13 protein-coding genes are annotated in these 10853 nt (G+C 25.2%); 1 reads left to right on the top strand and 12 read right to left on the bottom strand.

Translation table 11 applies throughout. From position 1 onward, the window contains the following. Positions 1-3: 3 nt before the first annotated feature. The 12 genes from ACTCCZ_RS12820 to ACTCCZ_RS12765 all read right to left on the bottom strand — a co-directional run bounded on the left by ACTCCZ_RS12820 (position 4) and on the right by ACTCCZ_RS12765 (position 10170). The gene (locus ACTCCZ_RS12820; protein ID WP_131828693.1) at positions 4-1746 is read right to left on the bottom strand and encodes a hypothetical protein; all 1743 of its coding nucleotides are present in this window, start codon (positions 1744-1746) and stop codon (positions 4-6) included. After that, positions 1736-2899, bottom strand: coding sequence for a TrbI/VirB10 family protein (locus ACTCCZ_RS12815; RefSeq protein ID WP_079580132.1), 1164 nt, complete (start codon positions 2897-2899; stop codon positions 1736-1738). The genes ACTCCZ_RS12820 and ACTCCZ_RS12815 overlap by 11 nt, the downstream gene beginning before the upstream one ends. Beyond that, positions 2889-3812, bottom strand: coding sequence for a TrbG/VirB9 family P-type conjugative transfer protein (locus ACTCCZ_RS12810; RefSeq protein WP_079580131.1), 924 nt, complete (start codon positions 3810-3812; stop codon positions 2889-2891). Before ACTCCZ_RS12810 ends, ACTCCZ_RS12815 begins: the two co-directional genes overlap by 11 nt. 8 nt (positions 3813-3820) lie before the next feature. After that, the gene (locus ACTCCZ_RS12805; RefSeq protein WP_079580130.1) at positions 3821-4447 is read right to left on the bottom strand and encodes a VirB8 family type IV secretion system protein; all 627 of its coding nucleotides are present in this window, start codon (positions 4445-4447) and stop codon (positions 3821-3823) included. 2 nt (positions 4448-4449) lie between these two features. Next, entirely contained in the window at positions 4450-4581 is a 132-nt protein-coding gene (locus tag ACTCCZ_RS12800; RefSeq protein WP_265734248.1) for a hypothetical protein, read from the bottom strand. An 11-nt stretch (positions 4582-4592) separates the two neighbouring features. Continuing rightward, a complete protein-coding gene (locus tag ACTCCZ_RS12795) occupies positions 4593-5612 on the bottom strand; it encodes a type IV secretion system protein (RefSeq protein ID WP_079580129.1) in 1020 nt (339 codons plus the stop codon). After that, on the bottom strand, positions 5602-7932 hold the full coding sequence (locus tag ACTCCZ_RS12790) for a VirB4 family type IV secretion/conjugal transfer ATPase (protein WP_079580128.1): 2331 nt from the start codon (positions 7930-7932) through the stop codon (positions 5602-5604). Before ACTCCZ_RS12790 ends, ACTCCZ_RS12795 begins: the two co-directional genes overlap by 11 nt. Further along, a complete protein-coding gene (locus tag ACTCCZ_RS12785; protein WP_079580127.1) occupies positions 7916-8158 on the bottom strand; it encodes a hypothetical protein in 243 nt (80 codons plus the stop codon). The genes ACTCCZ_RS12790 and ACTCCZ_RS12785 overlap by 17 nt, the downstream gene beginning before the upstream one ends. A 3-nt stretch (positions 8159-8161) precedes the next feature. Next, positions 8162-8434 carry a TrbC/VirB2 family protein gene (locus tag ACTCCZ_RS12780; protein WP_079580126.1) on the bottom strand — a complete coding sequence of 91 codons (273 nt, stop codon included), beginning with the start codon at positions 8432-8434 and terminating at the stop codon, positions 8162-8164. A gap of 76 nt (positions 8435-8510) precedes the next feature. Further along, on the bottom strand, positions 8511-9575 hold the full coding sequence (locus tag ACTCCZ_RS12775) for a hypothetical protein (RefSeq protein WP_079580125.1): 1065 nt from the start codon (positions 9573-9575) through the stop codon (positions 8511-8513). Between the two features lie 5 nt (positions 9576-9580). Further along, positions 9581-9997: a hypothetical protein gene (locus ACTCCZ_RS12770; protein ID WP_079580124.1), complete on the bottom strand. Its 417-nt coding sequence runs from the start codon at positions 9995-9997 to the stop codon at positions 9581-9583. Further along, complete coding sequence (locus tag ACTCCZ_RS12765; protein ID WP_079580123.1) at positions 9994-10170, bottom strand: helix-turn-helix domain-containing protein; 177 nt, start codon at positions 10168-10170, stop codon at positions 9994-9996. Before ACTCCZ_RS12765 ends, ACTCCZ_RS12770 begins: the two co-directional genes overlap by 4 nt. Positions 10171-10307: 137 nt before the next feature. Between ACTCCZ_RS12765 and ACTCCZ_RS12760 the strand changes: the two genes are divergently transcribed. Then, on the top strand, positions 10308-10667 hold the full coding sequence (locus tag ACTCCZ_RS12760) for a helix-turn-helix domain-containing protein (protein WP_159445752.1): 360 nt from the start codon (positions 10308-10310) through the stop codon (positions 10665-10667). The last annotated feature ends 186 nt before the right edge of the window (positions 10668-10853 follow it).

Raw genomic sequence — 10853 nt, 5'->3', positions numbered from 1 at the left:
AACTCATTTGTGTAATGATTTTTTCTCATTATTTCTCTCCACTTTCACTAATTTTAACATACTACTTTTGTATGTCCTATTTAGTGTAACCAGATCAATTGTTTTATTTGGCTCTGCATAGATATTAAATCCAGTACTATTCTTTTCTAATCTTTTAAAGCCTAGAGATTTATTTAAAGTAATAATTGAAGAACCATTTACTAATGTATAAGGGATTACTTGTTTTACTTGACAAGGTTGAACAGTTACTTTTTTATTTTCATCAGTGTCATTAAAATATACAGTTGCTTTATAGGTACTTTGAAGTTTTTCATCATCATGTTCTACTCCGCAACTCTCTTCAATATAAGGGTATGCTTTATCCGTTACAATATCTTTTTTTATATATTTTTTTGTAGTTGTTCCTGGAATAATAAAATATTGATTTATCTTTCTAAGTGCTTGTTTTGAGCTATCTTGATATTCATAACCTGCAAATTCATTATAGATTTCTAATCCTCCTGAATTTGTAACTTCACACTCTGTTGCAAATCTTTTTATACCATTTAAATCATCATATGCAACTCGTTGTAAGTATAATACTCTTCCGTCATTTTCTTCATAATCGCAAGTTGTATCATCTAGATAATGATTATAAGTATATTGTTGAATATCAACGCATTGTCCAACATATGTTTTTTCATTTTCATACCAATAAAAATATTTACCTTGTTCTAGTGATACATTATTTTCAAAGTCGTGTCTTTCTGGAATACAAGTATTTATATCATAACTTAAATCAACAAATTCACCTGTTGGTGTGCATTCTCCAACTTCATGTTCTTCTTTTTGATATCTATATGAATATTGTTTTTGAATTTCTGCTTTTTTAGTTTGATAATTAGGAATAGCATCACAATTTTTTACTTTAGAAGTTAATTGAATAGGTTCTTTATATTGACATCTTTGAACTAAAAAGTCACCGCCCTCTGGATCAGTAGCAAACAATTCATATCCTAATTGGATAGTATTGTTTTTATAATCAACTTTATTTTTACAACTTTGTGAGTCATAAACAGTTTTAACAGATAATGATGTTCTTTTTGTGCAAATTGTGCCTAATTGAATATAATAAGTTGCAATTTTCCCATCATATGAAGCTTCTGGACAAGTAACAACAACCGCAGAGTTACTATCATCATTGTCTTTATAATCATTTCTATTTTCAGTATCATCTGATTTTACATTATCATCTTCTAAATAAGAGGGAGTAAAACCTTGAGAATTATTTCCATAATCAGAAGAATTATTTCCATAAGATGAATAATTTGAATTTTCATTCGAATTTTCATCATTACTTTTTAATTCTTTAGTATTACTTGCATTTATAATATTAAGTATTTCATCGATATTTCCTCCTTCAACAGTTAGATTGCTATCTTTCTTTAAAGTTATATCGGGTTTTTTTAATCTTCCTTTTTTTATAAAGGCATTATTTAAATTATAAACTTTTCCATCATGTTCAATTTTATTGAACTCAAACGATGCATTTTGTTTTTCATCTACATTAAATTCACCTCTTAAATTGATTTTATTTTCTAGTTCTTTATCTTTTAAAATTGGTTTACCAGAAATAGAACCAAAACCATTGCTTAAAATAACATTTTCATTGATTTTTATATTCAATAGATCATTACCACTTTTTGTATTTGCAAAAAGAGCAATTGATAACATAAAAATCAAACCTAGTAAAAATTTACTTTTCATTTCTTTCTCCTTTTAAATTGTAATATTTAACTAAAATTTCTCCATCTTTTGGTTGTGGAAACCAAATATCATATTTAGAAACTATAAATACTCTACTTGCTTCTCTTACTTTAATAATTGGTTTTATTTTTACTTGTTCATCGATTATTTTTTTCATTATGTAACTAAGGTCTTGCCTACTATTATCTAAGATAATTTGAGTATTATTTGAGTTGTTTTTAGAGCTATTATCAGAAGTTGCTTTACTAACAGCTAGTAAAATTGAATTTGATAATGTTGAAAGTGTTAATGGTATTCCATATCTTTCCCAATATCTATCATCTACTACGCCAAGTACTCCAGAGTTACCTTTGATATCTGCACTTTGTGCATTATCAAGTAGTATATGAATTCCATGAGGAGTGATAAATCTTTCCCATCTTAATTTAAATCTATTTTCACCAATTTGAGAATTATTTTTATAATCTCCTATGGCTTTACTTCCTTTTGGGATAAGTTTAGCAGTACCCATACTTGCATATATATCTTCTTCTACAATTCCAATAACTTGTCCAGATAAAGATGAATTTATTGATGATGTTAAAATTACAGGTATTCTTTTATCTGATGTTATTGTTCTATAAAGTTTTGTTTCATTAGTAACACTATTTTTATTTTTTAGATTTGAAAATGATGAGTCACCATAATCTAGTTCTTTTTTTTCAACTTTATTAAAACTATTTTTTTCAACTTTAATCTTAGGTGTATTACTTATTAAAGAAGAAAGTATATTTCTTCTTTTTTTCTCTAGTTGCTGCTTTTGAATTTCTTCATTAGATTGAAAAATATCTTTTGTGTATTTTTCTTGTTTATCTAATAAATTAGACTTTAAATCCTCAACTTTTTCTTTAAAAGTTTCTTTAGGAAGCTCTTTTTTTTCTTCCTCTTTGCTTTCTTCTACTTTTAAAATTTTAGAAAGGTCTGTAGGCTTTTGTTTTTCTTCATATGTATAATCATTCAGTGGAAAATTAGTAGTAACTAAAAATTTATCAAACTCTGGAGTTTTAGGTTTTTCTGCTGCACTTGATACAAAACCAAAGATTAATAGTAAAATGATTAAAACAACTATTATAGAAATTACAATAAGGATCTCTTTTAGTTTTCTATTTTTCATGTTTAACTTCTTTCAATCTTCTAACACAAACATGCTTGTTTTCGATTCTTAAAGTAAATTTATTAGCAATTGTTTCAGCAACTAAATAATCTCCTACAATTCTAAAGTTAATAGGACTATCAAAACCATCTACAACTTTAAAAATTGCAGGAAAAGAAGACAAAGAATAATCTTTGTCATATTTAAAGTAAACAAATTTGTTATCTCTAAATATTTTTTTAGCTTTTAGCTCTTCTGCTCCATCTTGTACGAAGTCATCTATTACTTGTTCTTTATAAATCTTTATTCTATTTTTCCCCTCGCCAACATAAAAGTAATCAGGGTCTTTTATTACTTTTATCTCTTCATCAATTTTTATTTTTTTACTATGTTTGACAAATTGTTCTTTTTCTATATTTACAACTTTGATTTTATTTGAAGACTTATTTTCTGAAACAAATACAACTGTATTTGGAATAGTTTTTGATTTATAATCTGTTGAATATAAATAGAAGCTATAGACATTCCCACTTTCACCAATAACAGTTAAGTTAGTATCAATTCCTACAAGTTTTGGTTGTATTGAAATGATATTTGAAAAATCATATTTCCCTACACCTAGTTTTTTTATTACAAAGCCTTTATTCCCATAAATTGGTTTACTAGCAACTTTATCTTCATTAAATATAATCATAGTATTCATAAGAACTCTTGTTTGAATTCTATAAGTTTTATTTGGCATAAACTTTATATTTTTAACAGAACTTGTTTTAGATTTAAGCCATTCTTTTTGAACACTTTTAAAATCTATAGTAGTATCAACTATATTATTAGTGATATTTCCATTGATATTCTCATTTGCAATATTGTCATCTACAAAAATAGAGTTTGCAAATAGGAAAATAGGGAAAGTTAATAGTATTAATTTTTTCATTTTTCACCTCACCGCATTTTGCTTACTTCATAGTTCATAACTTTGAATGTCGTGAAATTGTTAGGAATATCTTTAAACTTAAGTTTCTTATCTACAAACTTGAATTGTAAAACAGCTCTAAAGTTAGAATCAGCAACTTTTTTTTGTTTATTTCTAATTGTTGCACTAAAATCAATTTGTGCGATATTTGTTCCTGGTACAATATGAACATTATGCAAATCAATTGATCTTGTTAAACTACTTTTTTGATATATTGAATTTTTTGTATTTACAATAGAAACAAAATTTCTCCACACTTTATTTGAACTTTGAAGTCTTACTTTCTCATGTCTTTTACTATCATCAATGTTATTTTTAATTTCCCTATTTAGTACATAACTCATAACAAGACCTAGTCTTACAGTTTCATCTTCTGTAATCGTACTATCTGCTTTTTTTACAGTTACAAAGTTTGTTTGTGCATTTGAGAAATATACTAAATAAGGCTCTTTCTCTTTTAGGGGAAATAAAGAAATAATTGCAATTACTAAAATTGCAATTATTAAAAACTGTAAAATATTTCCTACATATAAAACTTTTAAAAAGCTATTTTCTAATCTTAAAATTTTTAATGTACTATTTACTTTTTCAAACATAATTAACCCACTTTTATAGTTGTTTCAAAACAAGCACAAGGGCTTTTTTCTAAGTTTTGATAAGCTTTATTTTTTGTTGCACAACCACTTAACACAATAATTGTAAATGTAATTATTAATATTTTTCTTTTCATTATCTACTCCTTTATTTATATTTAGTCCACATTTTTTTTACAGAATCAGCAGATTTTGCTACTCCTTTATCAAAACCTTTTTCTAATCCTCTTCCTATTGCTTTTCCTGCTCCTTCTCCAACAAATTTTGCTAAAGATAATTTTGATACAGTACTTAACATTGCAGCACCTGCACTCATTGTTCCTAAACCAGAAGATAAACTACTACCTTCATTTGCAGAACCTATAATTTGATTTATAATGTTTGGGATTTTAAACATTCCAAGAGCAATTAAAACCATAATTATGCATATACCAATTACCGCGTCATATCCTCCCTCTGATAATCCAGATGAAACTCTTTTCATATATTCAGCAACTGCATAACAAACAGAACCAAGTAAGATTGTCATTGCTGGATAAAGGCTTAGTGATACATACAATCTAAGCCAGTTAAAAAAGATGTATTCTGTTTTTCTCCAAAGTAAAAAAATTAAAACAAAAGGAGCAAGAGCCAATACAGTTTTTGCAAGAAAAACACTAAATGCACTAAATAACAGTATTGCTATTATTAAGAATGATCCACATATATACAAAAGCGTTGCATATAGAAATGGTGCCCATTCATCCCAAGAACCCTTGTCATATATAATATTGTGGATATTAGATAATGAATTAAAAAGATTTTCAACAATATTTTCTAAATTAGCGTTTGAGTTTGCAGAAACTACTAAATCACTCAATAATTGAATAAGTGTATTTGCTGGAGCATTTATAATTTCTATAAAGAATTTATAGAATGTTTCTTGATATAAAATTGATTTAACAAGTGTAAAAATGATAATCAACCATATGAGTTTATAAACAGATTCGTCTGTTTTTAATTTTTGAAACATTATTAGATAACCTAAATATGCGATTGAAACAGTAAATGCAATATTGAAAAAGTCATTATTAAATACTGCTGCACCACTTTCAAAAAGGCTTTTTTGAATATCTCCTAAAGCTTCATTTAATATTCCAAGAGTTGTTTTATATATTTCAGTTGCCATTTAAAAACTCCTCTCTCCAATTTTCAGGATTTGATTGTTTCAGCTTTTGCATTCTTTTTACTTCACTTGAATCTGAATTAAATACTTTTAGATATTTTTCTAATGAACTAAGATCTATATTTAAATAGATTGATTCTGCTGTCACTCTATTTTTTAATAATACTTCATGGTTGATCTTTAAGTCACTAGTAGATAAGAAGTCTAATTCTTTTTGAGATAGATCCAATTCTTCTTCAAGTTTTTTAAGTACTTTTGGGCTTTTTGTAGGAAAGATTATGAAGTGACCTATATTTTCTAAATATGAATCTTTATTCTCTAAAATATCGAAAAAATCCAGATTTTGTACGGCTTCTGTTATAACTCCACCCGTTTTTCTTACTTCAAGCTTCTGTTCTAAGATTATTTCAGCAGAGTCTGAATTAGTTAAATAGTCCTTTAATTCATCCCAAAAGACAAAGAAATCTTTATCTTGTTCTAGTGATAAACTTTGTAGTTTATGTGAACTATATAAAGATACTAAAAAGGCTAACTTTTTATCTTTTAAAATAGTATCCATTCCTAATATAGTAATCTTTCTTTCAAAATTTAAACTACATTTTTCATTGTCAAATATACCACCAAGAAAAGGTTTAAATTTCTCTTCTAGTCCTTCTATTTTTTCAAGGTTATTAACAAAGTCTTCAAATTTAATGTCAATATTGTTTTTGTGTCTATATGTAGATCTTACTGCATTTTCAATTGCAAGGATTAATTCGCTATCTTCACTTTTAATCTCTCCCATATTTTTTAAAAATGAAATTAAGAATTTGATATTTTCTTCTGTTTCAGTTAATGAAAAAGGGTTTAATGTAAACTCTTCATTAAGGTCTTGATATGAACCATCAAAAAAATTACAAAAGTTATACATACCATGTCTTTTATCAAACGCAAGAATATTTATATCAAATTTAATAGACAAACAAACCATAAGAAAACTCATAAGTGTAGTTTTCCCTGACTCTGTTGGAGCAATTACTAATGTATGCCCTAAGCCTTTTTTTCTTGTATTTATGTGAAAATTAAATTTAAATAATTGATTATTTAAAGTTCTAAAGTATGTTACAAAATCATTTCCAAATGAACATTTATCTCTTCCTTTAATATCTTGTTCAAAAGAGTTCAATATAGAAATAGAACTTGAAGTTTGAAGTCTTTTTCTTGTGTTTAGATTTTCTCGTCCTGGAAAAAAAGAAAAATATAAAGTTTTTAAATTAACAAACTTATTTTCTATAACAGTTTTAATTCCATATTTTGAAAATAAAACTTCAATATGTTTTGTAAGTTCTTTTAACTCTTTTAAATCTGTTGTTGTTATTAAAATAGATAAACTATAATAGAGTAGGGTCTCTCTATCTGTTTTTATTAGCTCTCTTAATATTTCAAGTTCATCTCTTACTATATCAGAAGAAGTATTTATATATTTCTTCATTTTTGTAAGAGCTTTATCTTTAGATAAAGAAGTGATATTTTCACATATCATTAACTTTGAGTTAATAGATAACAACTCTTTTGTTAGATTTGAGTCAATTTCATTTGTATCATATGCTTTAACACTAATAAATCTAGAATATCTTTTCTCATCATCTTCATGAATAAAATAATCTTTTTCAAACTTTAGGTTACTATTGATGTAATTATCTCTTAATAAGCCTAATTTACTATTAACTTTTGTTTTTCTCATATTACAATATGATGCATAGAAGTTTAAAACTTCATCTGATTTTAATCTTCTTATATTGTAATCATTCAATTGACTTAATACATTTGAAGCAACTTTATTTAGTCTTTCATTTAGAGCTAAGTTAAAGTTATTCTCACTACTTGAAGTAGTCATTTTATCTTTTTGTAAATCTAAGAAGTTTTTTAAGTTTCTTCTATTTGTACACAAGCAAATATAAAATTTATTTTCATAGATAGTATTTGATAAATTATTATTATAAATTTCCAATAACTCATTTGTGTATGAATTTAGCTTGTGATTTTTTATTTTAGACTTTGATATATCATTACTATCTCTATCTTGAAAAATAGAAATGTTAAATAAAGAGTTAATAGAATTAATAAATATATTTCTAAGTTCTAATAACTCAACCATTTTTTCTTCGTTTAGTGCATTATAACTTATACCTGTTATTTCAAATATAGAAACAAAGTTCTCATTTTTTGTTACTATATTGTATTCATCAAATCTACCTAAGATATTGTTATCTTCTGATATAGAATTTAATGGTTTTGAAAAAACATCAAATAAGTTAATTAAAAAATTAGGCAAAATACTCATCTTTAACCTTTGTTTGTAGTTTAATAGTCAATATTTCAATAAAATCATCATCGAAATATTCACATACATAAAAAACAATTAAAAGAAATACAAATAACAACAAACTTGTAAAAGCAATATAAGGGAAAAAACTAGCAGAACCAAACATTGCTAAGTTCCATGAAGTTTTTGTAAGACCTCTTAATTTTTCTTTTTTTGTGATTTCTCTAATGTTTTTAAACTTCATAGCTTATCCCCAAATAAAATCAGCTATCCATTTAGCACCATAAACAACTGAAATACCGATGATTAAGCCCCATGCATAACCTTTCCCTTTTTCAAATTGTCCAGATGCAATATAAAATCCACAAATAGCAATAAGAATACCTGCGATAACTTTTGTAACATCACTATCAAGTAACTCTTGTACTTTTCTCAAAGGTGCAACAAATGGATTATCAGCAGCAAATAAAGATGTTGCAATAACCATAAGTAAGAAACTGATTTTTAATATATTTTTCATAATTTAATTCTCCTAAGTTTTTATTTTTTTATAATAATTCAGACTAATTCTAAATATTGATACTATAAATCATAACTCACTCCTTTTTCTTTTTATATTTTTCAATTAAGTTTTTTTCATTTTCAATATAGTTTTCAAATAATTTCTTATTTTTAAATGTGTAAGTAATAGGGCTATTTAATTGATAAGTAATTTCACTAAAAGATATAGCTACATCTTTTTTCAATTTGTTATCTGTAGTTTTATAACTTGCAACATAAACACCATCTTCTAGTCTTATATTTTGAAAATAAAGTATTTTATTTGCATATGGTAATTCATACTTATTGTTTTTATATAATTCAGTTAAGATTTGAATATTATTATTTAATTCTTGTTTTTGTAGAGCTTCATATAAATTATTTGCATTTTTAAATTCATTATTTTTAATACTATTTATAATTGAATTTCTATAAGCAGATTTATTTTCTATTTTCCCCGAATCAATTTTATTTTGAACTTTTTTAGTATTCATATAATAATCTGCAACTTTAGTAACATCTTCAAGTGGTATTTCTGGTTCTTTTATATCTTTTAATTTTCGTGATAAATCGTTTAATCGTTTTGCAAGGTTTTCTTTAGAAACATTTCCCTCTTTTGCTAGTTTTTGAATATCTTCTAATTCTTTATTAATATCTTCATTTTCATTTGTATTATTTGGTTCAACATCATTAAAGTATTCATCATAATCTTTTAAAAATTGTTCTTTTTTCCATTCTAAATCTAAAGTCATATAAACAACTGTTTTACCTTTTTGTCCAATGTATTCTCTTTTTAAAAGGCCTTTTTTTTCTAATGATTTTTTAATATTTTTAACTTGTTGAATAGCATTGTGTAGTCTTTTCTTTTTGAACTCTTTTTTTTCTATATCATTCAATTGAAGATAGTTTTTATAAGCTTTAGTATTCTCTTTTAATAAACCAAAGCCACAATAAAAAGCTATTGTTCTATTAGAAGGGAACGAATTCTCTTGTCTATTTCTTATATCTGCATGAGCTAATATCGCACTAACTACTTTTAGTTCACCTTCATTTAGATATCTAAAAAACCAAGGTTCAATTTGTATAGGTCTAGTTTTAGGTTTATTTATTCTTAGCTTCATATCTATTAACTTATTGTTTTAACTCTATTGTTATCAATTGCATTTTTTATCTCATATGGGTCATATAAGATTATCTTTCTGCCTGTTCCACTTGAACCAGTAAGTTGTATAAAAGGTATTTGTCTAGCTCTTCTTCTTTCATCAATTTGTCGCTCACTAAGACCAGTGAGTTTTGAAAGAGTTTTTTTATTACAAGTTATTGGTTTCATCTTGTCTGCAATAAGAAAAAATTCCAAAATAATATTTTTAATATCTTCATTTTCATCTGTATTTTTAATTTTTTCTATAAACTCTTTAAGTAAGCTGCTTGTGTTATATCTAATTATGATTTCATTTATTAACTTTGAGTTAATATTTAAATCTTCTAGCATATTCTCTAAACTAAAAAATCCATTTTTTGAGTACTTCGCATATAAAGTCATTTCTTTTTCCCTATATTTTTTATAAACTCTTGAACCTCTTTTAAATCATATCTGTAAGATCTGCCTATTTTTATACATGGCATATTTTGTTTTTTTCTAAGTTGGTCAACATCATAAGCACTAATATTTAATCTTACTGCTAATTCTTCTTTAGTTAGTAGATTCTCATTCATTTCTTTCCTTTTATAAAAGTTTTGTTCTATTACAATTTATATACATAACTTTTAAAGCTGGAATTGGATTATTAATCGTAATTTCGGTATATTTAAAGGTTAAAATGTACATAAATGTCAATAGGAATATTAATAATATGAATATAAATAGTAATTTTTTTAATATAAGAAAAAAATTAGGCTTTAATCAAACTGATTTTGCAGAGAAGCTTGAAACATCGCAAAATTTAATTTCAAAATATGAAAAAGGACAAGTTGAATTACCTTTTAAGATTATTAATAATTTGCATAAAGTATTCAATATTAATATAAATTGGTTATTAACTGGATCTGGAGAAATGTTTGAAAATGAAAACAATAAACCAAGTGAAAAAAAAGATATTGATATAACTTCAAAGATTTCAGAAGAACTAACCAAACTTACAGATTTACAAAAAGAATATTATTATCATAAAATCAAATCTGATGCTCTTGAGAATGAGATAAAAGGAGTCTGATATTAATCAAATTAAAAAAAAAGATACTAATATAATTAAATTAAATAAAGTACTAACAAACTGGCTTAATTATATGGATAAAGAAAAATTCTCAAAACTTAGAATAGATAAAGGTAAAAATAATTCAACAATAAAAAATGAACAATATCTCTACTATGAACAATTTGATAATTCAAATTTTATAAA

The organism is Malaciobacter sp. (genome assembly GCF_055140965.1).
The sequence above is the reverse complement of the archived record's forward strand: the minus strand, read 5'-3'. Positions and strand labels throughout refer to the sequence as shown.